Source organism: Micromonospora coriariae (genome assembly GCF_900091455.1).
Classification (GTDB): Bacteria; Actinomycetota; Actinomycetes; order Mycobacteriales; family Micromonosporaceae; genus Micromonospora; species Micromonospora coriariae.
Window position 1 is genome coordinate 6,147,861 of record NZ_LT607412.1, and the last position, 20,990, is coordinate 6,168,850.

The following is a 20,990-nucleotide window of genomic DNA, read 5'->3' on the forward strand; positions in this document are numbered from 1 at the left end:
TCAGTCCGTGAGGTCGGGGCTGAGGGCCAGGACGTGCTCGGCGACCGGCCGGAAGTTCAGTCGGGCGATCTGCGGGGTGCCGATGTCCGCCCGGGCGGCCCGGGCCGCGTCGGCGGGAATCACCACCAGCTCACCGGCCGCCTGGGCGAGCAGCTGCACCTGGCAGCAGCGGTCCATCGCCAGGAACCACCAGGCGGCCTCGGCCACCGAACCGCCGACCGTGAGCAGGCCGTGGTTGCGCAGGACGACCGCCTTGCCGGTGCCAAGCGTCGCCGCGATCCGGTCGCCCTCCGCGCCGTCGAGGACCACCCCGCCGTACTCGTCGTGGACCTCGTGGTCCTCGAAGAAGGCGCAGGCGTCCTGGGTGATCGGGGCGAGCGGGCGGCCCAGCGCGGAGAACGCCCGACCGTGGATCGAGTGGGTGTGTGCGGCGGCCACCACGTCCGGGCGTGCCTTGTGGATGGCCGAGTGGATGGCGTACCCGGCGGGGTTGATCCGGCCCGAGCCGTCGACCACGTCCCCCGTGTGGTCGACCCGCAGCAGGTCGTCGTCCCGGACGTGGCCGAAGTGCCGGCCGAACGGGTTGATCCAGAAGGTGTCCGGCTCGATCGGGTCCCGGGCGGTGACGTGGCCACCGGCGCCCTCGTCGAACCCGGCCAGGGCGAAGGCACGCAACGTCAGAATCAACTGCCGGCGGCGGTGGGCCCGCTCCTGCTCGGGATCTCGTCGCTCAGCCACAGCCGCCTCCGGTGTCGGTGTCGTATCCGCCCACGCCCGCCGGCACCGCCGGTGGCGCGACCGGTGTGCCGGTCCGCTCGGCGTACGCGGTGAGGAAGTCGTCCACCCGGTCCACCCCCCAGAACCGGTGCGGGCCCAGCCGGAGGTAGGGAATGCCGAAGATGTCCTCCTCGTACGCCCGCAGCAGGCAGTCCACCCCGGCGGAGCGGACCGTGGAGTCCTCGACCGCGCCGAGCACCAGCCCCGGGTCCACCCCGGCCCGCTCGGCGACCCGGGAGATCACATGCGGTGTGCACACGTCCTCGCCCCGCTGCCACCGGGCGGCGATGACCTCCCGGTAGAACGCCTCCCCCACTCCCCGCTCCCGCGCGGCCAGCCAGCCCAGGTGCGGCACCTCCCACCAGGGGTCGATGTCGATCGGCCAGCGCATCGGCAGGTCCAGCCGTTGGGCCTGCCGCTTGGCGTCCTGGAGCAGGTACAGGTGCTTCGGCTTGCTCATCTGCACGTAGTGGAAGGCGCCGCCGCGGGCTCTGAGCGCCGCCTCGGTGCGCTCGTCCGGGTCCCAGTAGGGAATGAACTCCAGCACCTCCTGCGGTCGGCCCAGTGTCCGGGTCAGCCGTTCCACCGCCAGCCAGCTGTACGGGCTGCGGAAGGAGAAGTACAGGCGGGGTCGTTTGGCGGCCATCACCGACCTCCGCCGGTGAGGGCCGTGACGGTGTCCGGGTCGAGGGTGGCCAGCCGGCCCGCCTCGGGGCCCCGGCTGACGGCGTATCCGTGCAGGATGCTGGCGGTCGCCACCCGGACCAGGCGTCCCGCGCGCCGGACGTGACAGTCCATGCGCGCGTCGTACGTGACGTCCTTGAGCACGTCGGTGACGGTGAAGGTGATCCACATGGGCTCGTCGAGGTGGGCGTCGCCGAGCACCTCGATCCGTGCCCGGGAGACCACCGGGATCCAGCCCCGCTCGCGCAGCATCCGGCCCACCGACACGCCCCGGTCGGCGAGGTAGCGGTCGACCACCTCCTCGAGCAGCCGGACGTACCCGGAGTGCTGCATGCGCTGCGAGTACTGGCAGTAGAAGTAGGGCACCCGCCACGGCCACACGAATCCCGCACCGGCGGCGCGCAGGGTCGCGGCCGGGTCCGCCCCGGCGGGGGCACCCGGCTCGCCGGCGGTCGGCTCCCCGACCAGGCCGGCCAGTTCCGCCGGCAGGGACGCCGCCCGCGGCACGTCCACCTCCCGGACCAGGGCGACCCGCACCCGGGCCCGGCACACGGTGACGTCGGCGTCGCGGCGGACGTTCATCCGCACCGCGAACCGGCCGCTGGCGCCGGGGGTCGTCAGCACCCTCGCCTCGTCGTCGACGTCGAGTACGGCGGGCAGCAGCAGCGAGCAGTCCCGGATCGACAACCCCACCCCGTGTTCGTGGTAGAGCCGGCCCGGGCCGTGCCCGTGCTCCCGGAACCACTGCAGGACGCCCCGCTCCACCAGGTACGCGAAGTGTTTGAAGCCGATCCAGGTGCGGATGTTCGCGCCCTCGAAACCGGGTCGGGCGGACAGTGTCACGGATGCGTTCTCAACCGCCGTGGTCACGGCGTACCTCCTCGGATCGTGGGGTCGGGGCAGACCTTCTCAACGAAGCCCGCGACGTGTCGGGCCACCTCGGCCGCCCGGTCGAGATGACAGAAGTGGTGGAACTCGGACTCGACGACGACGTGCGCGTCGGGCAGTTGGGCCCGCAGCGCGCCGACGCGCGGGCCGTCGAGGCCGGGGTCCCGGCCGCCGGTGAGCACCATGGTCGGCACGGTCACCGCGTGCAGCGGCAGGTGGGCGGTCGCGGTGAAGTGGTCGAACAGCGTCGTGAAGCCGACCGGCCCGATCCGTTCCACCATGATGTCCCGCATGGCGGCCAGGGTGTCCGCGTCCAGGTCGGCGAGCCGGGCGCCGAGGCGGTGGCGCAGCCCCTCGTCGATGATCTGCACGAAGTTGGCCTGCGCCCGTTCGTGCACCGCCCAGGTGATCGGCAGGTCGGGCGGGCAGTAGAACGGCGCGATGAGCATCGCCCCGCGGGGTGCGACGTCCGGTTCGGTGGCCAGCATCTCCAGCACCGCGTTCGCGCCGAGCGAGTGCCCGATCACGACGTCGGGTGGCGTGGCCATGGCGCGTACGGCGGCGGCCAGCCAGGACCCCGGGGTGCCCCGGCGCCGCCAGCGGTGGTCGGTGCCGGCCTTCCACGGCAGTTCGGCCCCGTGCAGCCGCCAGCCGACCGGCAGCCGCGCCGCCAGGGGCCGCCAGCTGCGCCAGGTGTCGGACATGCCGTGCGCGAGGAGCACGGTCGGCGCCCCGGATTCGGGTCCGGCGAGCCGGTGCACGGCGACCGGGGGCGGCGTGCCGCTCATCGCGGTCCCACCAGGACAGTCAGCTCGCGGACACCGTCGACGGGGTCGCCGCAGCGGACCGTGACGCTCGTCGCCGCGCCGCCGCCGAGCCGCACGGCCAGCGCGGTGTGCACGACGCCCGCGGCACCGTAGTGGTCGCCGGCGAGGAGGGTCGAGTCGACAAGCGGTGCGCCGTCGGCGGGTGCACCGCCCGCCCGGACCGGCCCCAGCAGGGCCAGCGGTCGCTGCGGCGCGTCGACCGGGCCGAGCAGCAGGCAGGCCGCCCCGGCCCGCAGGGGCCGCCCGGCGACGGCACCCTCCCGGGCGGCGTGCAGGGCCTGGGCCTGCGGGTCGTCTGGTTCCGTGCCGACCACCACCACCCGGTCGGCGCGTCCGGTACGCAGCAGCAGCCCGGCCAGCCAGATCGCGTCCAGACCCGCCGTGGCTCCGGAGCAGACGGTGAGGTTGGGCCCACCGAACCGGAACCAGATGGCGACCGCCCCGGCGATGACGTTGCTGGAGGCGTTCGGGGCTTCCAGCGGCCCGACCTCGCGGGGACCGCCCTCGCGCAGCCGGCGGGCGATGTCGCCGACGGTCGCGACGTTGCCCAGGTTGGAACTGACCACCACGGCCGTACCCGGATCCGCCGGCCCGGTCCGGCGGGGCGCCTTCGGCGGCAGGCCCAACGCCCGGTGCACGGCGCAGAGGGCGAGTCGGGTGGCCGGCTCCTTGGCCAGCAGGCCTTTACGGCCGAGCAGGTCGGCGGCCCGCTCGGCGGGACAGGCCGGGTCGTCGTCGGCGACACCGTCGGGCAGGTCGACTCCGGGCAGGTGCAGCGAGGCGGCGAGGACTGCGGCGACCGGCCGATCCGGATCGTGCCCGGCGTACCGGCCGGCGTCGGTGGCGGGCGACCCCTCCGAACGCGTCGGTACGGGGATCGGCGCGAGGTGCGCGGCGTCGGTGCGGCCGGTCATCGCAACGCCTCCAGGAGGGTGACGGCGTTGAGGCCGCCGAAGCCGAACGCGTCCACCTGCGCCACTCGCGGGTCGGCCCGGACGGCCGCGTCGCGGACCAGCCGCAGCCCGGCCGCCTCGGACGCCGGGCGGGTCAGCCCGACCACCGGCGGAACCCGGCCGGTACGCAGGATCTCGATGGCGACGGCGACGCTGAGCAGCGCCGATCCGCCGGACGTGTGGCCGACTGCGCCCTTCACTGCGGTGACCAGGGGGCCGGGTTCACAGTCGGTGAACACCTCGGCGACGACACGTGCCTCGGTCTCGTCGTTCAGCGCGGTGCCTGTGCCGTGTGCCAGCACGAGGTCGACCTGGTCGGGCCGGCGGTCGGCACGGCGGTGAGCGTCGTGGACGGCCCGCAGGATGCCGGCCGGGTCGGGTGCCGTCTCGTGCCCGGCGTCGCAGGACAGCCCGGTGCCGAGCAACCGGGCCAGGCCGGCGCCGGGCCGTTCCGGTTCGACCACCAGGACCGCCGCGCCGTCGCCGAGCAGCACGCCGGCCCGGTCGGCGTCGAAGGGCCGTACCCGGTGCGCCGGCCGGCTGGCCACCCGACCGATCATCGCGAGCATGGAGGCGGTGCTGCCGTCGGTGCCGCCGACCAGCACGGCGTCCGCCTCACCGGTCTCCACCAGGTCCTGCGCCAGGGCGAGGGCGTGCCCACCGGCGCTGCACGCGTTGGCCAGGGTCACCACCCGCCGCACGCCGGGCGCCGCCGTGGTGACCGCGCCGGCGAAGTGCAGCCGCTCGGCGGGAAAGTCGACAGTCCCGCTCAGGGCCGCCCGCTCCACCTCCGCCGACTCGCGCAGCCCGCTGCCGACGAGGCTGACCACCCGCCGCCGACGCGGGTCGAGGCCGGCGGCGGCGAGGGCCTCCGCCACGCAGTCGGTCAGCCAGCGGCTCGGCCCGAACGGCCGGTCGTCGTTGATCGGGTAGCCGTGGCCGACGCCCACCCGAGCGGGGTCCACCCGCCGCAGCGGGGCGGCAAGGCAGTCACCCCGCAGCAGCGCCGCGAAGGTGGCCGGGCCGTCGCCGAAGCAGGTACGGACCGCGCTGGCGGTGATGGTCGCCGGCATGTGCTACCCCCGCACCACGGCCGCGGCGACCGCGCCGTCGCGGGACCGGCCGGTGATCAGCGCGGGTCGTCCGCGGGTGGCGGGGTCCTCGGCGTACCGGGCCAGCAGCACGCCCAGCGCCAGCGCGCCGGTGGCGGCCTGGCAGTCTCCGAACGCCGGGCGCACCGACAGCCGCTGCGCGGTGGCCGGCACCACATCGGACAGGCTGTCCCCGTCGAGGTCACCGCTGGCGACCGCACAGACGTCGCCCGGGCGCACCTTCGCGGCGGCCAGCGCACGGCGGACGCAGCCGGCGAGCCCGTCGCCGGTTCCGTCCGGTTGGAAGCCGGTGGCCACCGCGAGCACCTCCGCGCGCGGTGGCACTGTGACGCCGGGCGTCGGGCGGCGCAGCAGGTAGACCGCCGCGGCCTCGCCGGCCGGGCCGGTGCCGGTGAGCTCCGCCGCCCACGCCGTGTTCGGCGTGTACTCCTCCACCCCGCCGACCAGCAGGGCGTCGGCGTACCCCCGCCGCATGGCGTTGAGCGCGTAACGCAGCGCGTACAGGAAGGCGAGCGGGCCGCCGGCCACTGTGGCGTTGACGCCGCGCAGCCCGTAGCGGATCGCCGCCTGGCCGCTCGCGCAGTTCATCACCGTGTTCGGAAACAGCACCGGGTTGACCAGGTACGGCTTGTCCTGCACGAGCGTTTCCCGGGAGAAGTCCATGGTGGACTTCAGGCTGCCGGTGGTGGTGCCCAGCACCACACCGACGCGGTGCCGGTTGTCGTCGTCCGGGGTGAGCTCCCCGTCGGCCAGCGCCCGCCCGCAGGCCACCATGGCCAGCGCGGTCGCCCGGTCCAGGAAGCTGGTGCCCTTGCGGCCGAGCAGGCGACGTACGTCGAAGTCGGCGATCGCCGGCGCCTCGGTAGTGGGCAGCGGTTCCTCGAAGCGGTCGCGGACGTCGGCGCGGACGACGGCCTCGGCCCGTACGGCGGCGAGCAGCTCGGTGACGGAGTCCCCTGCGGCGGAGAGCACGCCCCAGCCGGTCACCAGGCCGCTCACCGGATCGCCCCGAAGATCGTGATGGCGTTGTTGCCGCCGAAGGCGAACCCGTTGTTCTGCGCCACCCGTACGGTGGCCGACCGGGCCGTGTTCGGCACCGGGTCGATCCAGGACAGCTCCGGGTCGGGGTTGGCCCAGTTGATGGTCGGGGGCAGGAACCCGTGCCGGATGCCAAGCGTGGTGGCGATCGCGCCGAACCCGCTCGCCGCGCCCATGGTGTGACCGAGCATCGACTTGATCGAGCTGACCGGGGGCACCCGGTCGCCGAACACCGCCCGGATCGCCCGCGCCTCGCACAGGTCGTTGGCCGGTGTGCCGGTGCCGTGCGTGCTGATGTAGTCGACGTCCTCCGGTTTGACCCCGGCATTGTCCTGGGCCAGCCGCATGCACGCCGCGACGCTCTCCTCGTTGGGCGCGACCATGTGGTGGGCGTCGCAGTTGACGCCGTAACCGAGCACCTCGGCGTAGATCCGGGCGCCCCGGGCCTGCGCGTGCTCCAGGGTCTCCAGCACCAGGGCCGCGCCGCCCTCACCGGTGAGGATGCCGGAACGGTCCCGGTCGAACGGTCGGCACGCCCGCTCGGTCAACGCCCCGAGCCGGAAGAAGCCGGCGTGCGCCCAGCGGCACACCGAGTCGGCGCCGCCGGCCACCATCACGTCCGCCTCACCGCAGCAGAGCAGGTCGTACGCGTACCCGATGGCGTAGTTGCTGGCCGAGCAGGCGGTGGTGAGGGTGACCGACTCACCGGCCAGCCCCAGCTCCGCGCTCACCGCGTAGGACAACCGCTCGGCCGGCGCCTGCCGCAGCGCCTCGACGGACATCGCCGGGTAGCCGCCCTCGACGAGCTCCGCGGTGAGCTGCTCCACCACAGTGGACTCGCCGCTGGTGGTGCCGACGACCGCGCCGACGCGCCCCGGATCGATGGTGGCCAGCGGCAGACCGGCGTCCGTCACGGCCAGCCGGGCGGCCGCCGCGGCGAACAGCGCCGAGCGGCCCCAGTCGGCGATCCGCAGCCGTCGCAGCAGCGCCTCCGGCCGGAACGCGGGCACCTCGCCGGCCCAGTGGTGCGGAAACCCGGTCGCGTCGAAGCTGGTGATGGGTGCGGCGGCCGACCGGCCGGAGCGCAGCCCGGCGGTGAACTCGTCGACGCCGATGCCGATGCCGGACACCGGGCCGAGCCCGGTGACGACCACGCGGTGCACGGGGTCAGTCCTGCCAGCCGGCGTGTCGCGCCACGACCTCGTGGACGGCCTTGAGGCTACGCATCTCGTTCAGCTCGGCCTGCGGGATCTCCACCCGGTACCTCTTCTCGATCCGGGCCAGGATCTCGATCGCCCGCAACGAGTCCGCCTCGTACTCCTCGACGAAGTCGGCGGTGTCGGCGACCTCCTCCGGTTCCAACTCGAGCACCTCGGCCACGATCTCCCGCAGCTCGGCCATGTGCTGTTCGCGTTCACTCATCGGGGTTCCCTCTTTCTCTCATCGTCGGGCTCCGGTGATGGCGTCGGCCGGTCGGACGACCGCCATCATCGAGCCGAACTCCGCCACCTGGTCGGTCCCGACCCAGCTGGATCCGGAGGCGAACGCGGCCCCGTGCACGACCTGTTCCAGCCGGACCCGGTGCCGGATCACGTCGCCCGGGTACACCGGGCGCAGCAGTACGCAGTCGCGGGCCGCGGTGAACATCGGCAGCCCGGCCGTGCCCGGTCCCGGGGACAGCGGTCCCGTTCCCGGTCCCCGGGACAGCAGCCAGAGCACGGCCGCGCCCTGACCGAACGACTCGATCAGCAACGAGGCGGGGTACGCGTACCGGTCGGGGGTCTGCCCCTCGGCGATGCCCCGGTAGCAGGGCTCGCAGCCGGTGACCGCCTTGACCGCCTCCAGGCTCGCGCCCGGCTCGACGCTGTCGACCCGGTCGAGCAGCAGCATCGGGTACCGGTGCGGCAGCAGGGCACGCAGCTCGCCGTGGTCCAGTCTCATCAGGTGCCCTCCCCGCCCGGGGCCGGCCAGCGGTACACGGCCCGCACCGTCGCCGCGCGGACCCCGTCGCCGCGTACGCACCGGGCGGCGACCTCGAAGGACTGGTCCTCGGCGACCGGGCCGACCGACGCCTCGACGGTGAGCGTGTCCCCGGCGAGCAGCGGGGCGAGGAACCGGGCGGAGCGCATCCGGTGCAGCTGGGGCAGCCGGCCCGCGCAGTAGCCGACGGCGGCGGTCACCGCCTGCCCGATCGTCTCCAGGGTGAACACGCCCGGGTAGACGGTCAGCTCGGGAAAGTGCCCGCCCAGGTAGACGTCGGCCGGGTCGACTGTGGTGCCGGCGCGCAGGCTGATGCCGCCCCGCGGCCCGGCGGACACCTCGACCCAGCCGATCGCCGGCAGCGGCGCCGCCGCGGCCTGGTACGTCTCGGCGGGGCGGGTCCCGACGCGGAACGTGGGTACGGCGGTCACAGCACGATCCCCCCGTCCACCCGGATCACCTGGCCGGTGACGTAGCCGGCCCGCTCGGAGAGCAGGAACTCGACCAGCTCGGCGACGTCGGCGGGTGCGCCGAAACGGCCCAGCGGGATCCGCCCCAGGGCCTGGTCGCGCAGCTTTTCCGGCAGCGCGGCGGTCATGTCGGTCTCGATGAAGCCGGGCGCCACCACGTTGACCCGTACGCCGTACCCGGCGACCTCCCGGGCCAGGGACAGGCTGAGCCCGATGATGCCGGCCTTGCTGGCGGCGTAGTTGGCCTGCCCGGTGTTGCCGCTGACCCCGGCCACCGAGGAGAGGTTGACGATTGCCCCGCGGCGTCGCTTGAGAAATCGGAACGCGACGGTCCGGCAGGTGTTCCAGGTGCCGGTCAGGTTGGTGCCGATCACGTCGTGCCACTCGTCGGGCGCCATCAGCACCAGCGGCCGGTCCCGGGTGATGCCGGCGTTGTTGACCAGCGCGGTGAGCGGGCCGAGGTGCCGCTCGGCGGCCGAGACGAACTCGTCGACCGCGGCCGGGTCGGTCACGTCGCACGGCCCGAACCAGGTCCCGACCCCGTACGCCTCGACCTCCGCCCGGGTCTTCTCCGCGGCCTCGCTCGGCGCGCTGTAGCAGCCCGCCACGGCGTACCCCTCGGCGGCCAGCCGCAGCGCGACCGCCCGGCCGATCCCTCGGGACACCCCGGTCACCAGCGCGCAGCGCGGCGCGTCGCCTGCCGATGTCATGTCACCTCCTGCTCATCCGATCGCCCGTTGCGCGCGCAGCCGTTCCCGGGTGGCCGCGTCGACGCCGAGGTCGTCGAGGACCCGTTCGGTGTCGGCGCCGGGTTCCGGTGCGCCGGAGCGGACCGCGGTCGGCGTCCGGGAGAACTTGACGGCCGGCCCGGTCAGCGGCGCGGTGCTGCCGTTGGACAGCACCGTCTCCTGCACCATCGCCCGGGCGTGGACCTGCGGGTCGGTCGCGGCCTCGGCGAACGTGCGGACCCGTTCGGCGGTGATCCCGTTCGCGTCGAGGGTGGCGACCACCTCGGCGCAGCCCCGCCCGGCGCACCAGTCGGCGAGGACCGCGTTGACGGTGGCGCGGTTGTCGCGGCGTTCCTCGTTTGTCGCGTACCCGGGTGCCCGGGCCAGTTCGGGGCGGCCGACCACCTCGGCCAGTCGACGCCAGGAGCGGTCCAGTGCGACCGCCACGTAGACGTGGCCGTCGGCGCAGCGGAAACAGCCGGCCGGCACCACGAAGTCGGCCTGGTCGCCCCAGCGGCGCAGCGGCACGCCGGTGGCGCCGAGGGTGAGGTAGCCGTTGCTGGAGAAGAGCAGCGAGTCGAGCATGCTCACGTCGACGTGCTGGCCCTCGCCGGTGCGGTCGCGGTGGCGCAGCGCGGCCAGCGCGCCGATCACCGCGTGCAGGCCGGCGAGGTCGTCGGCGAGGAAGGTGGGCGCCTTCAGCGGTGCGCCGTCGGGTTCGCCGTTGAGCGCCATCCAGCCGGCGGCGGCCTGGGTGGTCGGGTCGTAGCCGGGCCGCCCCGCGTCCGGGCCGAACTGTCCGTAGCCGGAGACGGAGACCAGCACGACGTCCGGTCGGACCGCCCGGCAGGCCTGGTAGCCGACGCCCCAGGCGTCCAGCGTCCCGGGCTTGTAGTTCTCCACCACCAGGTCGGCGGTCGCGACGAGCCGCAGGAACACCTCGGCCGCGCCGGGGCGGCGCAGGTCCAGACCGATGCTGCGCTTGTTGCGGTGCACGCTCTGCCGGAACCAGGACAGCCCGGTGCCGGGGATGTCCGGGGGCATCAGGCCCTCCCGGTTGCCGGGCATCTCCACCCGCAGCACGTCGGCGCCGAGGTCGGCCAGGACGCAGCTCGCCACCGGGCCGGACCACACCTTGGTGACGTCCAGGACCCGTACGCCCTGCAACGGCCCGGTCAGGTCGTGCCGGGCGTCGGCGTAGAAGGCCGCGGCGTCGCGGGTCTCAGCGGCGGGCGGCGCGGGCGCGGCGCGCATCTCGGTGTCCATGCCCGCCTACTCCCGCACCAGCAGCGACGCAGTGCCGAGCGAGCCGCCGCAGCACATCGTGACCAGGGCGACCTCGCCGCCGTCGCGTTCCAGCTCGTGCAGGGCGGTCACCAGCAGCCGGCTGCCGCTGCTGCCCAGCGGATGCCCGAGAGAGATGGCCCCGCCGTTGACGTTGACCCGGTCCAGGTCGGCGTCGTGGTGCGCGGCCCAGGAGAGCACGACGGACGCGAACGCCTCGTTGACCTCGACGACGTCGACGTCGTCGAGGGTCATCCCGGCCCGCTTGAGCAGCTTGCGGGTGGCCACGGTGGGGCCGTCGAGCAGGTAGTAGGGGTCGGCGCCGGTGACCACCTGGTGGGCCAGCCGGGCTCGCGGACGCAGGCCGAGGGCGGCGGCGCGTTCCCGCGACATCCACAGCAGGGCGGCCGCGCCGTCGGAGATCTGGGAGGTGGTGCCAGCGGTGTGGATGCCGTCGGGGATCACCGGCCGCAGGGCGGCCAGCCCTTCGGCGGTGGTCTCCCGGATGCCCTCGTCGGCGTCGACCACCGTGCCGTCGGGCAGCGGCACCGGGGTGATCTCCCGATCGAAGCGGCCCTCGGCGCGGGCGTGGGCCGCCCGCCGCTGCGAGCGCAGCCCGTAGGCGTCGGCGTCCGCGCGGGTCAGCCCCTGTCGGGCCGCGATCCGCTCGGCGCCGCCGAACTGCGCCTTCGGCGGGTCGTCGTACGGGTAGTCGGGGGTCTTGTAGTGCCCGGGCCCCTGGTAGAGGTTGCTGCCGACGGGCACCCGACTCATCGACTCCACGCCGCAGGCGATGCCCACGTCGATGGCGCCGGCGGCGATGAGCGCCGCGATGAGGTGGTTGGCCTGCTGGGCGGAGCCGCAGGAGGCGTCCACCGTGCTCGCCGCGACCTCGTGGTCGAGGCCGCTGTTGAGCCAGGCGTTGCGGGTGACGTTCAGGCTCTGCTCGCCGACCTGCGTGACGCAGCCGCCGATGATCTGCTCGACCGCGCCCGGCTCGATCCCGGCCCGGCGGATCACCTCGACCTGGACGTGCCGCAGCAGCTCGACGGCCTTCAGGTGTTTACCAGGTCGGCTCCGATGATCCGGTCCAGACCCGCGCCGGCGCCCCGGGAGGTGCTCATACCGGTGAACAGGCTCAGGTAGAACGCCTGGTCGGCCTCGTGCCCCGGGATGCCGGCGAGCCGTGCGATGAGCTGTGTACGCGGCCAGTCCCCGCCCACCGTCTCCGGCTCGGGCACCACCAGGATGATCGCGCCGGGCTGGTCGATCACGTCGGCGCCCACGCCCGGCACGTCGACCAGCGGTGTGATCCCCGCGGCGCGCAGCTCGTCGGCGGGGCCGATCCCGGAGCGCAGCAGCAGGGCCGGGCTGTACGGCGAGCCGGCGCAGAGGATCACCTCTCCGGCACCGATGGTTTCCCCCGCGACCTGCACGCCCACCGCCCGCCCGTCGGCCAGCAGCACGCGCTCGACCTCGGCGTCACCCCGGACGACCAGATTGGACCGGGACCGGGCCGGGTCCAGGTGGGTGAGGGCGGTCGACATCCGCAGCCGGTCGCGCCGGTTCTGCGGATACATCCCGATGCCGACGGCGTCGGGGGCGTTCATGTCGTCCTGGTAGTCGTGCCCGAGGCTGAGCGTGGCCTGCAGGAAGCCGTCCATCGCCGGTGTCAGCTCGCCGCGCGACCAGCGGGTGATCGGGACGGGACCGTCGGCGCCGTGGTGGTCGCGCTCGCCGAACTGCTGGTCGCTCTCCAGCCGGCGAAACGCCGGCAGGACCGCCGGCCAGTCCCACTCGGGTAGGCCGCGGGCGCCCCACGCCACGAAGTCGGCGGCCGGGGCCCGCATCGCGCCCCTGTCGTTGATCTGCGTGGAACCGCCGACCACCCGGCCACGGCGCAGCGGCGCTTCCCGGCCGGCGACGACGGTGGCCCGCAGGTCCCAGTCGAAGCCGTCCTCGGCCTCCACCGAGCCGGTCCGCAACGCCTCGGGCACGGCCGCTCCGACGAGGTCGGGGCCGGCCTCCAACAGCAGCACGGAACGGGCCGCGTCCTCGCTCAGGCGGGCCGCCAGCACCGCGCCCGCCGCACCCGCGCCGACGATCACGTAGTCGTAGCGAAGCATGGGGTCAGCCTAGCCGAATACACGACATGCCAGGACGCATCACATGTGCTATCCGCGATTCTTCATTAGACTCTCGTGTATGAGTAGAGGCCCGGAAGTCATCCCCACCCTGCGCTACCGCGACGCTCCGGCCGCCATCCGGTGGCTTGTCGACGTCGTCGGTTTCCGCGAGGAACTGGTCGTCCCCGGTCCGGACGGCTCCATCAGTCACGCGCAGCTGACCTGGGGCAGCGGCATGATCATGCTCGGTTCACAGACCGACGGCAGCGACGGCCGGATGGTTCTGGACACCGGGCCCGCCGCGACCTATGTGGTCATCGACGACGTGGCGGCGCACTACGAGCGGGTCGTCGCCGCCGGCGCCGAGGTCGTGCAGAAGCTCCGCGACGAGGACTACGGAGGTCAGGGATACTCCGTCCGCGACGCCGAGGGCAACCTGTGGAGCTTCGGCTCCTACCGACCCGGCTCGTCCTGATCACCGCCGGCTGATCCCGCACGGCCGGCGGGCTCAGCCGTCCAGCAGCAGCCCGGCCAGCTCGCCCCGAAGGTCCGCGACCGTCCCGTCGTAGGTGGCCAGCCACCACGCCCGGCGGTACCAGTGGTGCAGTGGCTGCTCCCAGGTGAAGCCGCTGCCGCCGTAGGTCTGGATGGCCGCCTCGCAGGCGGCCATCGCGGCCTCGCGGGCCGCCACGTTGGCCGTGAGCACCGCCCGGTCGGCGATCGGGCCCGGCTCCGCCTCGACCGACCACGCGGCCCGGTAGGCCAGCGACCGGGCCGTCTCGACCTGCCCGTAGCTCTCGGCCAGCGGATGCGCGACCGCCTGGTTCGCACCGATCGGCTGGCCGAACTGGGTGCGGGTGGCGGCGTACCCGCTGGCCCACGACAGGGCTCTCGCCGCCACGCCGACGGCCTCGGCGGCGAGGAGCGCCAGGCTCCGCCGTCGGGTCACCGCGAGCACGTCGGCGGCGGCGTCCGCGGCAACGAGCGGCACCGAGGGTACGCCGGTCAGCTCCACCGTCGCGACGGGCCGGGTCGGGTCGAGCGCCTGTCCACCGGCGCCGGCCGGCGCCGGCCGCAACGCGGACGCGTCGACCAGTCGCAGCTCGACGCCGCGCGGGCCGCGAGCCGTCACCACCAGGTCCACGGCATCGTCCACGTTCGGCACTCGGATCTTGCGTCCGGTCAGTGTCCCGTCGGCGGCGACGACGCAGCCCACCGCCGGGTCGGCCACCGACCGGCCGATGGCTGCCACGGCGCCGGCGAGGGTTCCGGGGCCGTTCTCCTCGGCCCAGGCCAGCGTCGCGGGGGCCCCGGGAGGGCGACCCGCCGCCCGCAACGCCGGGCCGGCCAGTCCGATCGTGGCCCACCAGGGCGACGGGCTGCGCGCCCAGCCGAGCTGCTCGGCGAGCAGCGCCAGCTCGACCATGCCCAGCTCCGCGTCGAGCCAGCCGAGGTCGGTCATCTCGGTCCAGGCCTGGCCGTCGCTCAAGGACCGGTCGTCGGCGAGGTACTTGGCCGCGGTGTCCCGCAGCGTCTCCTGTTCGCCGGTCAGTGCGAAGTCCATGGGTCTCTCCTCGTCGTGGGCGTCGCCTCGGAGCGCGGGTCAGTACGACCGGGGCAGGCCCAGTACGCGCTCGGCTACCAGGTTGCGCAGCACCTCGGAGGTGCCGCCCTCGATGGTGTTGGCGCGGCTGCGCAGCATCTGGTGCCGCCAGTACCGGTCCCAGCCGTCCGGTTCGGCGCCGGCGCCGAGCAGTTGCACGGCCAGGGTGGTCAGTCGCTGATGCGCCTGCGACCAGCGCAGTTTGATCACCGAGGTCTCCGGGCCCGGCACCCCGGTACGCGCGAGCGCCGCCAGCCCGCGCCGGTTGGTCCAGCGCAGGCCCTCCAGCTCGACGTAGCGGGCGGCGATCTGGTCGCGTACGAGAGGGTCGGTGTCCCGGCCCCGGGCGCGCGCGGTCGCGACCAGGCGCCGGAACGCCACCTCCAGGCGGGCGGTCAGGGTGAACCCGAACGTGCCCCGCTCGTGGGCGAGGGTGGTCATGGCGACTCGCCAGCCGTCACCGATCCCTCCCACCACCGCGTCGAGCGGCACCCGGACCTCGTCGAACTCGATCTCGGCGAACTCCGCCGCACCGGTCATCTGCCGGATCGGGCGGACCGTGACCCCGGGCGAGCGCAGGTCCACCAGCAGGCAGGACAGGCCTCGGTGGCGCCGCTGCTGCGGATCGGTGCGCGCCAGCAGCAGGCAGTGGTCGGCGAGGTGCGCGTACGACGACCACACCTTGCGCCCGGTCACCACCAGCTCGTCGCCCTCGCGTCGCGCGACGGTCCGCACGGCGGACAGGTCGCTGCCGGCCTCCGGCTCGGAGAAGCCCTGGCAGAAGATGATCTCCCCGGTGAGGATCCGCGGCAGGTACCGGGCACGCTGCTCCGTCGACCCGCAGGCGATGATCGTCGGCCCGACCATGCCGAGGCCGATCACTCCGATGTGCTCGGCGGCCTCGGCCCGGGCCGTCTCCTCCAGGTAGATCGCCTGGTACGCCGGGGACAACCCGCGCCCGCCGTACTCGGCCGGCCAGGTCAGGCCGGCGTACCCGGCGGCGTGCAGGGCGGCTGTGAACGACCGCACCGCGGCGGTGTCGTCCCACCGTCCCAGCGGTGGGGCCACGTCCGGCCCGGTGTTCGCCGGCACCGCGCCCGCCAGCCACTCGCGCAGTCCCGCCCGGAACTGCGCCTCCTCGACGCTGTCACGCAGATCCATGCGCCGCATCGTACTCGTATCTGCTTTTGATTTGCAGTATCTTGTTTTCACGCGTACCGACACCGGAAGGGGTCCTCGATGGCCAGTCTCGCGGACGACGCCGCGGTGCGGCAGAGCGCGCCGGGCCGGTACCGCGCCCATCTGGCCGAGGACTGGTCGGTGTGGGGGCCCAACGGCGGCTACCTGGCGGCGATCGCGCTGCGCGCGGCGGGCGAGGAGGCCGGCGCCATGCTGCCGGTGAGCCTGAACTGCCAGTTCCTCGCTCCGCCGCGCTACGGCGAGGTCGACATCGAGGTCAACCGGGTGCACGGCACCCGCCGCGCCGCCGCCCTGCACGTCATCCTGCGGCAACGCGGCCGGACCCTGCTCACCGCACACGTCTGGACCATCGCCGCCGGGCTGCTCGGCCCGGAGCGACGCTGGATGCCGCCACCGGACCTGCCGAAGCCCGACGAACTGCCCACCCTGGTCGAGCTCATGCGCCGCGACGGCCTGCCCGTGCTGCCGATCTGGGAGCGGTGCTACGAGGTACGCCTGGCCGGCTGGCCCGCCGGCGGCTGGACCCCGCAACGCGACGGCGTACCGACGATCCGGGGCTGGCTGCGGTTGCACGAGGAGCTACCCGCCGACGCCGGCCCCTGGCTGGCGGCGGCCCGACTGGTCTTCGCCGTCGACGTGGTGCAGTTCCCGGCAGTCGTGCAGGCGTTCGAGCGGACCACCTTCATGGCCCCGAGCATGGACCTGTACGTGGGTTTCCAGGGCGGCGACGACGGCACCGGTTGGCTGCTGGTGGAGGGCGAAGCCGCCGCCGCCACCGGCGGGGTGCTCGGCGCCCGCGCCCGCGTCTGGTCGGACACCGGGCTGCTGCTCGCCACCGGCGGTCAACAGATGCTCTACCGGATGGCCAGCCCGGTCTGACCGGCCCGACTGGTTTCAGCGGGCCGCGCGCCGGCCGAACCGGCGCAGGGCCACCAGCAGGCAGACCGTGCCCAACCCGAGCACCCAGGCGAGCGTCTGCAGCACCGGCACGAGCACCGGGCCGCCGCTGGACAGGCCGACCAACGCCTCGGTGGCGACCGAGAACGGGTTGGCGCGCACCACCGGCTGCACCACCGAGGGGAACGCCGACACCGGCACGAACCCCGAGGAGAAGATGAACAACAGGGTCGCCGGACCGGTCAGCGACGGCGGCAGCGACTCCTCGTCCCCGGGCCCCGATCCCCGCCACAGCGCGATCGCCGCCCACATCAGGCCGAACAGCGCGATCACCGCGAAGAAGCCGACGACCGCCAGCGGCCCCTCCCGGAACCGGAAACCCAGCAGCACGGCCACGCCCGTGGTCAGCGCTCCGATCAGGACGATGCGCAGCACGTCGCCGGCGAGGCGGCCGGCCAGCAGCGACCCCGGCGCCACCGGCATCGTGCGCAGCCGGTCGACCAGCCCGCCCCGCAGGTCACGCAGGAACCCGACGGCGCTCGACGGCGACCCGAACGCGGCGGTGGACAGCACCACCAGCGGCGCCAGCCGCTCCAGGTAGTGCTGCCGGTCGCCGTCACCGACGATCCGGCCGAAGACCGCGTACTGGGTGAGCAGGAGCAGCACCGGAAACGCGAACGAGTAGGCCAGGGCGGGCGGGGCCCGGAAGAACCGGCGAAGGTTGCGCCCGGCGAACAGCGAGGCCTGCGTGAGCGTACTCATCGGCTCCTCCGAAACGAACGTGCCGCGGCCGCTCCGAACAGCAGCCCCAGGACCAGCAGCCAGACGAGGGCCGGCCACACCCTCTGCTCGGCGCCCTCGGTGGACAGCGCGCGCAACGCGTCGACCTGGGCGGAGAACGGCGACACCTCCACCACCGGTTGCAGCCAGCCCGGGAAGGCGTCGACCGGGACGAAGGCGGTGGAGACCGTGGTGAGCACCAGGTACGGCAGGGTCAGCGCCGAGTACACCTGCTCGGGGTCACGGGCGCCCAGCCCCAGGGCCGCGCAGCCGGCCGCGAGTACCACCGCGAAGCCGACCGCCAGCAGGACGAAAGCCATCGCGCCCGCCGCGCCGGCGGTGAACCGGAATCCGACAAGCACCGCGGCGACGAGGATCACCGCCACCGCGACGGCGGCCCGGGCGGCGTCCACCACGAGCCGAGCCGCCGGCACCACGACCGCGCTCATCGGCAGCGTCCGGTAGCGGGCGATCAGGCCGCTGCGAGCGTCGCCGGCGATCATGTAGCAGGCCGACATGGCGACCAGGGCGGTGGTCTGCACCACGATCGCCGGCGGGAGGAACTGCTCGTAGGCGATCCCGTAGTCGGCCATCAGCCGTCGGAAGACCACAATGAAGCCGGCGAAGAACGCCAGCGGAAAGACGACGGTCAGGCCGACCGACCGGCCGGCGCGGGCCTGCCGCAGGTTACGGGCGGCCAGGACGGCGAACTGCCGCAGCGGGCTGGCCCCGGCGGCGGCCGTGGTGCTCACCGGCCAGCCCCCGCCACGCCCGGCGCCACGGTCGACCGGACCGCGTCCGCGTCCGCGTCCACGGTCCGGGAGAGGAACACCTCGTCCAGCGTCGGCCGCCGCACGGTGACGTCGTCGGCCTCCACGCCGGCCGATTCGAGCCGCCGGACCACCTCGGTCAGCGTGCCGGAACCGGCGGCGAGCCGCAGCACGTCCTCGTCCTCGGTCAGCCCCGGGAAGGCCGCGCGCAGCTGCTCGACCGCGACCGCCCGCGCCCGCGGGTCCTCCACCCGCACCTCGCAGACCGCGCCGCCGAGCTGACGCTTGAGCTCGTCCGGGGTGCCCTCGGCGACGACCCTGCCGTGGTCGATGAGCAGGACCCGCCCGGCCAACTGGTCGGCCTCCTCCAGGTACTGGGTGGTGAGCAGGACCGCGGTGCCGCCGTCGCGCAACTCCCGGACGATCTCCCACAGCGCCCGCCGACTGCGCGGGTCCAGCCCGGTGGTCGGCTCGTCGAGGATCAGCACGGGCCGGTCGACCACCAGGCTCGCCGCCAGGTCGAGACGGCGGCGCAGGCCACCGGAGTAGGTGCGTACCGCCTTGCCCGCCACCTCGCCCAGGTCGAAGCGCCCGACCAGCTCGTCGGCCCGGCTGGTGGCGGCGCGTCGACCCAGCCCGAGCAGCCGGCCGAACAGGACCAGGTTCTCCCGGCCGGTCAGCAGCTCGTCGAGCGCCGCGAACTGCCCGGTGACGGCGATGCTGCGGCGCACCTCGGCGCCCTGGCCGACCACGTCGAAGCCGGCGACGCGGGCGGTGCCGGCATCGGGCCTCAGCAGCGTGGTGAGACAGTGGATCGTGGTGGTCTTTCCCGCGCCGTTGGGTCCGAGCAGACCGACCACCTCACCCGCGGCGACCTCGAAGCTCACCCCGTCGACCGCCGCCGTCGTGCCGAACGACCGACGCAGGTCGCTGACCTGGATCATCTGTTGTGACATCGCACCACCCTCATGCCAGGAATCCCGGAACCATATCAACGCTTGTCTGCGCGAAGCCAGATACAAGAATGGATAGTTCACCCGTCGACGGGGCTGCGTCGACCCCTGAGTCGCTGCCGGGACGACGCCGCGAAGGCCCGGGCGATCCGCCCCACCACACCCGAGCGAAAACACTCCCCGGCGATTCCCACGCTCGCCTCGACGTCGGCCGCCGTGGCCGTCCCGTGGCAGATCACGCACACACCGCGTACCCCGAGCAGCGCCCCGCCCGGCTCGGCCGCGAGTCCGTCACGCACCGCCCGGGTCACCCGTCGTTGCCGGTCCCGGGCCAGCACGCCGATCGGCGAGAACGCCCGCACCGCGTCCAACGCCAGACCGACGGTGGCGTCCAACGTGCGCTCGTACGTCTTCAGCGCCACATCACCTGTGAAACCGTCGGTCACCGCCACGTCGACACGGCCTCCGAGCACGTCGTACGCCTCGATCTGGCCGGTGTAGCCGGGCATCGTGGCCAGCAGGAGGTGCGCGTCCCGGCGTACCGGCCCGCCCTTGACCGCCTCGTGGCCGTTGGACAGCAGGCCGATCCGCGGTCGGGCCAGGCCCAGCCGAGCGCGTGCGTACTCCGCACCCAGCACCGCGAACTCGACAAGCCAATCCGGCACGGCCGCGGCGGTCGCGCCGATGTCCAGCAGCACGGTCGGGCCGGCGCCGGGCACCGGCAGCACCATCGCCAGGGCCGGGTTGCTCACCCCCGGCACCCGACCCATCCGCACGGCCGCCGCGAGCACCGCCGCGCCGGTGTTGCCCGGGGTCACCATGGCATCGGCCCGACCCGCCGCCACCTCCCCCGCGGCGACCAGCAGGGAGGAGCGCCGCTTGGCGTACGTCGCGGCCACCGGATCCTCGGCCATCGCGACCACGTCGGGGGCGTCCACCAGTCGTACGCCGGGCGGCGGAACGCCACCGGGCAGCAGGGGACGCACGAGCGCCCGCGGTCCGACCAGCAGCACGTCCACCGTCTCGGCCGCGGCCAGCGCACCGGCGACGACGGGCTCCGCGCCGAGGTCCGCCCCGGCGGCGTCGACCGCCACCCGTAGCCGCCGGCCCGGCCGGTCGTCGTGACCTGCCACTATCGCATCCCAGCCATCCGGCACCTCACACAAACACGTGACAGCAGATACGAGATGCATGCTAACTCTCCGGGCCGGCCGGATCACCCCCGAAAGCTCTTCTCGGCCCGGTTCCGGCGATCGACAGGCCGGCTCCGAGAAGCAAGAACCGGGGCTACACTCCGCGCATGGCTACGGCGGGACTGCTCCTCGCGGCGGGCGCCGGCCGCCGGTTCGGCATGCCGAAGGCCCTCGTGTCGTACCGGGGGCGGCTCCTGGTGGAGCACGCCGCGGCGATCCTCACGGCCGCCGGCTGCCGGCCGGTCGTCGTGGTGCTCGGAGCGCAGGCCGACCGGGTCCGCGCCCGGACGCGGCTGCCCGCGGTGGTGCTCAACGACGACTGGGAGACGGGCATGGGCTCGTCTCTGCGGGCCGGGCTCTCCGCCCTGACGTCCGGCACGGCCGTGGCAACCGTGGTCACGCTGGTCGACATGCCCGGCCTGACCCCCCAGGCGGTACGCCGAGTGGCCCGCGCCGCCACCGCCGACTCCCTCGCGGTGGCCACCTACCAGGACGGTCGCCGCGGACATCCGGTGCTGCTCGGCCGGCACCACTGGGCCGGCGCCGCGGCCGCGGCGATCGGGGACCGGGGCGCCCGGGACTACCTGCGGGCGCAGGGTGCCGCCGTGCGGCTGGTGCCCTGCGCCGACGTCGCCGACGACACCGACGTCGACCTGCCCGAACAGGCCGCCGCCTACCGGCTGGCGCCTGACCTGCCCGCCCCCCGGATAGAGTGACGTGTGCTCAG

At 74.1% G+C, this 20,990-nt stretch carries 24 protein-coding genes; 3 read left to right on the forward strand and 21 right to left on the reverse strand.

Annotated features, from left to right (window positions below; all coding sequences use genetic code 11):
• From GA0070607_RS28520 to GA0070607_RS28590, 15 genes are read right to left on the reverse strand one after another with little or no spacing between them, the layout of a single operon-like run.
• Window positions 1–738, reverse strand: a complete 738-nt coding sequence (locus tag GA0070607_RS28520; protein WP_089020946.1) for a class II aldolase/adducin family protein — start codon at window positions 736–738, stop codon at window positions 1–3.
• Complete coding sequence (locus GA0070607_RS28525) at window positions 731–1,423, reverse strand: 2-hydroxychromene-2-carboxylate isomerase (RefSeq protein ID WP_089020947.1); 693 nt, start codon at window positions 1,421–1,423, stop codon at window positions 731–733. The genes GA0070607_RS28520 and GA0070607_RS28525 overlap by 8 nt, the downstream gene beginning before the upstream one ends.
• The gene (locus GA0070607_RS28530; RefSeq protein WP_089020948.1) at window positions 1,423–2,331 is read right to left on the reverse strand and encodes a thioesterase family protein; all 909 of its coding nucleotides are present in this window, start codon (window positions 2,329–2,331) and stop codon (window positions 1,423–1,425) included. Before GA0070607_RS28530 ends, GA0070607_RS28525 begins: the two co-directional genes overlap by 1 nt.
• The gene (locus tag GA0070607_RS28535) at window positions 2,328–3,137 is read right to left on the reverse strand and encodes an alpha/beta fold hydrolase (RefSeq protein ID WP_089020949.1); all 810 of its coding nucleotides are present in this window, start codon (window positions 3,135–3,137) and stop codon (window positions 2,328–2,330) included. Before GA0070607_RS28535 ends, GA0070607_RS28530 begins: the two co-directional genes overlap by 4 nt.
• A complete protein-coding gene (locus GA0070607_RS28540; RefSeq protein ID WP_089020950.1) occupies window positions 3,134–4,090 on the reverse strand; it encodes a beta-ketoacyl synthase N-terminal-like domain-containing protein in 957 nt (318 codons plus the stop codon). The genes GA0070607_RS28535 and GA0070607_RS28540 overlap by 4 nt, the downstream gene beginning before the upstream one ends.
• Window positions 4,087–5,202, reverse strand: coding sequence for a beta-ketoacyl synthase N-terminal-like domain-containing protein (locus GA0070607_RS28545; protein ID WP_089020951.1), 1,116 nt, complete (start codon window positions 5,200–5,202; stop codon window positions 4,087–4,089). The genes GA0070607_RS28540 and GA0070607_RS28545 overlap by 4 nt, the downstream gene beginning before the upstream one ends.
• Before the next feature lie 3 nt (window positions 5,203–5,205).
• Complete coding sequence (locus tag GA0070607_RS28550; protein ID WP_089020952.1) at window positions 5,206–6,240, reverse strand: beta-ketoacyl synthase N-terminal-like domain-containing protein; 1,035 nt, start codon at window positions 6,238–6,240, stop codon at window positions 5,206–5,208.
• A complete protein-coding gene (locus GA0070607_RS28555) occupies window positions 6,237–7,442 on the reverse strand; it encodes a beta-ketoacyl-[acyl-carrier-protein] synthase family protein (protein ID WP_089020953.1) in 1,206 nt (401 codons plus the stop codon). Before GA0070607_RS28555 ends, GA0070607_RS28550 begins: the two co-directional genes overlap by 4 nt.
• Before the next feature lie 4 nt (window positions 7,443–7,446).
• Complete coding sequence (locus tag GA0070607_RS28560; RefSeq protein ID WP_089020954.1) at window positions 7,447–7,701, reverse strand: acyl carrier protein; 255 nt, start codon at window positions 7,699–7,701, stop codon at window positions 7,447–7,449.
• 18 nt (window positions 7,702–7,719) lie between these two features.
• A complete protein-coding gene (locus tag GA0070607_RS28565) occupies window positions 7,720–8,220 on the reverse strand; it encodes a 3-hydroxyacyl-ACP dehydratase FabZ family protein (RefSeq protein WP_089020955.1) in 501 nt (166 codons plus the stop codon).
• Window positions 8,220–8,690: a hotdog family protein gene (locus GA0070607_RS28570; protein WP_089020956.1), complete on the reverse strand. Its 471-nt coding sequence runs from the start codon at window positions 8,688–8,690 to the stop codon at window positions 8,220–8,222. Before GA0070607_RS28570 ends, GA0070607_RS28565 begins: the two co-directional genes overlap by 1 nt.
• Entirely contained in the window at window positions 8,687–9,439 is a 753-nt protein-coding gene (gene fabG / locus GA0070607_RS28575; RefSeq protein WP_089020957.1) for a 3-oxoacyl-[acyl-carrier-protein] reductase, read from the reverse strand. The genes GA0070607_RS28570 and fabG overlap by 4 nt, the downstream gene beginning before the upstream one ends.
• Window positions 9,440–9,451: 12 nt before the next feature.
• Entirely contained in the window at window positions 9,452–10,711 is a 1,260-nt protein-coding gene (locus GA0070607_RS28580) for a CaiB/BaiF CoA transferase family protein (protein WP_172899236.1), read from the reverse strand.
• A gap of 18 nt (window positions 10,712–10,729) precedes the next feature.
• Window positions 10,730–11,800 carry a steroid 3-ketoacyl-CoA thiolase gene (locus GA0070607_RS28585; RefSeq protein ID WP_089020958.1) on the reverse strand — a complete coding sequence of 357 codons (1,071 nt, stop codon included), beginning with the start codon at window positions 11,798–11,800 and terminating at the stop codon, window positions 10,730–10,732.
• Entirely contained in the window at window positions 11,797–12,867 is a 1,071-nt protein-coding gene (locus tag GA0070607_RS28590; protein WP_089020959.1) for a GMC family oxidoreductase, read from the reverse strand. The genes GA0070607_RS28585 and GA0070607_RS28590 overlap by 4 nt, the downstream gene beginning before the upstream one ends.
• Before the next feature lie 79 nt (window positions 12,868–12,946).
• On the opposite strand from GA0070607_RS28590, the gene GA0070607_RS28595 reads away from it, so the two are divergent.
• A complete protein-coding gene (locus GA0070607_RS28595; RefSeq protein ID WP_231930448.1) occupies window positions 12,947–13,342 on the forward strand; it encodes a VOC family protein in 396 nt (131 codons plus the stop codon).
• Window positions 13,343–13,375: 33 nt separating this feature from the next.
• Here GA0070607_RS28595 and GA0070607_RS28600 read toward each other — a convergent pair whose 3' ends face one another.
• Together GA0070607_RS28600 and GA0070607_RS28605 are read right to left on the reverse strand one after the other, a co-directional pair.
• Entirely contained in the window at window positions 13,376–14,431 is a 1,056-nt protein-coding gene (locus tag GA0070607_RS28600) for an acyl-CoA dehydrogenase family protein (RefSeq protein ID WP_089020961.1), read from the reverse strand.
• Window positions 14,432–14,470: 39 nt separating this feature from the next.
• A complete protein-coding gene (locus GA0070607_RS28605; RefSeq protein WP_089020962.1) occupies window positions 14,471–15,631 on the reverse strand; it encodes an acyl-CoA dehydrogenase family protein in 1,161 nt (386 codons plus the stop codon).
• Between the two features lie 78 nt (window positions 15,632–15,709).
• Between GA0070607_RS28605 and GA0070607_RS28610 the strand changes: the two genes are divergently transcribed.
• Complete coding sequence (locus GA0070607_RS28610) at window positions 15,710–16,549, forward strand: acyl-CoA thioesterase (RefSeq protein WP_089020963.1); 840 nt, start codon at window positions 15,710–15,712, stop codon at window positions 16,547–16,549.
• 15 nt (window positions 16,550–16,564) lie between these two features.
• Here the strand turns inward: GA0070607_RS28610 and GA0070607_RS28615 are convergent, their stop codons facing one another.
• From GA0070607_RS28615 to GA0070607_RS28630, 4 genes are all read right to left on the reverse strand, one after another.
• Window positions 16,565–17,329, reverse strand: coding sequence for an ABC transporter permease (locus GA0070607_RS28615; protein ID WP_089020964.1), 765 nt, complete (start codon window positions 17,327–17,329; stop codon window positions 16,565–16,567).
• On the reverse strand, window positions 17,326–18,099 hold the full coding sequence (locus GA0070607_RS28620; protein WP_157743294.1) for an ABC transporter permease: 774 nt from the start codon (window positions 18,097–18,099) through the stop codon (window positions 17,326–17,328). The genes GA0070607_RS28615 and GA0070607_RS28620 overlap by 4 nt, the downstream gene beginning before the upstream one ends.
• Window positions 18,096–19,073, reverse strand: a complete 978-nt coding sequence (locus GA0070607_RS28625) for an ATP-binding cassette domain-containing protein (protein WP_172899122.1) — start codon at window positions 19,071–19,073, stop codon at window positions 18,096–18,098. Before GA0070607_RS28625 ends, GA0070607_RS28620 begins: the two co-directional genes overlap by 4 nt.
• Before the next feature lie 77 nt (window positions 19,074–19,150).
• Entirely contained in the window at window positions 19,151–20,203 is a 1,053-nt protein-coding gene (locus GA0070607_RS28630; RefSeq protein WP_157743295.1) for a phosphate acyltransferase PlsX, read from the reverse strand.
• Window positions 20,204–20,370: 167 nt separating this feature from the next.
• On the opposite strand from GA0070607_RS28630, the gene GA0070607_RS28635 reads away from it, so the two are divergent.
• Complete coding sequence (locus tag GA0070607_RS28635) at window positions 20,371–20,979, forward strand: nucleotidyltransferase family protein (protein WP_089020966.1); 609 nt, start codon at window positions 20,371–20,373, stop codon at window positions 20,977–20,979.
• The last annotated feature ends 11 nt before the right edge of the window (window positions 20,980–20,990 follow it).

Excerpts from the sequence above, each read along its gene's own strand:
- GA0070607_RS28600 (WP_089020961.1), bottom strand. The coding sequence starts at position 14,431 with ATGGACTTCGCACTGACCGGCGAACAGGAGACGCTGCGGGACACCGCG.
- GA0070607_RS28525 (WP_089020947.1), bottom strand. The coding sequence starts at position 1,423 with ATGGCCGCCAAACGACCCCGCCTGTACTTCTCCTTCCGCAGCCCGTAC.
- GA0070607_RS28625 (WP_172899122.1), bottom strand. The coding sequence starts at position 19,073 with ATGTCACAACAGATGATCCAGGTCAGCGACCTGCGTCGGTCGTTCGGC.
- GA0070607_RS28565 (WP_089020955.1), bottom strand. The coding sequence starts at position 8,220 with ATGAGACTGGACCACGGCGAGCTGCGTGCCCTGCTGCCGCACCGGTAC.
- GA0070607_RS28595 (WP_231930448.1), top strand. The coding sequence starts at position 12,947 with ATGAGTAGAGGCCCGGAAGTCATCCCCACCCTGCGCTACCGCGACGCT.
- GA0070607_RS28535 (WP_089020949.1), bottom strand. The coding sequence starts at position 3,137 with ATGAGCGGCACGCCGCCCCCGGTCGCCGTGCACCGGCTCGCCGGACCC.
- GA0070607_RS28635 (WP_089020966.1), top strand. The coding sequence starts at position 20,371 with ATGGCTACGGCGGGACTGCTCCTCGCGGCGGGCGCCGGCCGCCGGTTC.
- GA0070607_RS28540 (WP_089020950.1), bottom strand. The coding sequence starts at position 4,090 with ATGACCGGCCGCACCGACGCCGCGCACCTCGCGCCGATCCCCGTACCG.
- GA0070607_RS28545 (WP_089020951.1), bottom strand. The coding sequence starts at position 5,202 with ATGCCGGCGACCATCACCGCCAGCGCGGTCCGTACCTGCTTCGGCGAC.
- fabG (WP_089020957.1), bottom strand. The coding sequence starts at position 9,439 with ATGACATCGGCAGGCGACGCGCCGCGCTGCGCGCTGGTGACCGGGGTG.
- GA0070607_RS28560 (WP_089020954.1), bottom strand. The coding sequence starts at position 7,701 with ATGAGTGAACGCGAACAGCACATGGCCGAGCTGCGGGAGATCGTGGCC.
- GA0070607_RS28580 (WP_172899236.1), bottom strand. The coding sequence starts at position 10,711 with ATGCGCGCCGCGCCCGCGCCGCCCGCCGCTGAGACCCGCGACGCCGCG.
- GA0070607_RS28615 (WP_089020964.1), bottom strand. The coding sequence starts at position 17,329 with ATGAGTACGCTCACGCAGGCCTCGCTGTTCGCCGGGCGCAACCTTCGC.
- GA0070607_RS28610 (WP_089020963.1), top strand. The coding sequence starts at position 15,710 with ATGGCCAGTCTCGCGGACGACGCCGCGGTGCGGCAGAGCGCGCCGGGC.
- GA0070607_RS28605 (WP_089020962.1), bottom strand. The coding sequence starts at position 15,631 with ATGGATCTGCGTGACAGCGTCGAGGAGGCGCAGTTCCGGGCGGGACTG.
- GA0070607_RS28590 (WP_089020959.1), bottom strand. The coding sequence starts at position 12,867 with ATGCTTCGCTACGACTACGTGATCGTCGGCGCGGGTGCGGCGGGCGCG.